The following is a 583-nucleotide window of genomic DNA, read 5'->3' as shown; positions in this document are numbered from 1 at the left end:
AGCTCATGGCCGCGGAAATAGAGACTATGATAGGTGGCCACATAGACCTCTTTGACGGGGCGGTGTTTTTGGCCTCCTGCGACAAGTCCCCTGCGGCCATGCTTATGGCCGCCGCGCGAATAAACCTCCCCTCTATATTCGCATGTCCGTTTACGTAGCCGAACTCCTCTACTTCCATATCTCTGAACGTCACATAGGATCTTACGGCCTGCCTGCTCTCAGGATGTATTGACCTGGCCATGAGCACACGACTTCTACCGGTAATGCCGCGTCGATGAACATGGATAACGGGTCGCCGGGTAGTATGCGAAACAGAAAAAAAATCAGCGTACTGAGAACCAGTAGGGTGACGAGCCACGAAGACCGCGGCCTGAAGTATGGCGGCGTTTTGATACCAATACTCGTTGAAGACCAGGTCATCTATGGGTATATCCTTGTAGAGGTGGTGCAAAAACCGTGTTCGATAAAGACAAAATAGCCCTGGTGCCCGATCACTTTACGCCAAACAAAGACGTGCAATCGGCCTCAAATTCAAAGCTTCTTAGAGGATTCGCCCGCGAACATGGAATAACGCATTATTACG

General features: G+C 50.9%; 1 protein-coding gene. It reads right to left on the bottom strand.

The annotated features are described in order from the left end of the window. Positions 1-241, bottom strand: a 241-nt coding sequence (locus EZM41_RS14560) for a hypothetical protein (RefSeq protein ID WP_446697805.1), incomplete at its 3' end; no start/stop codon positions are given. Between the last annotated feature and the right edge of the window lie 342 nt (positions 242-583).

Source organism: Acetomicrobium sp. S15 = DSM 107314 (assembly GCF_016125955.1).
Taxonomy (GTDB): domain Bacteria; phylum Synergistota; class Synergistia; order Synergistales; family Thermosynergistaceae; genus Thermosynergistes; species Thermosynergistes pyruvativorans.
The sequence above is the reverse complement of the archived record's forward strand: the minus strand, read 5'-3'. Positions and strand labels throughout refer to the sequence as shown.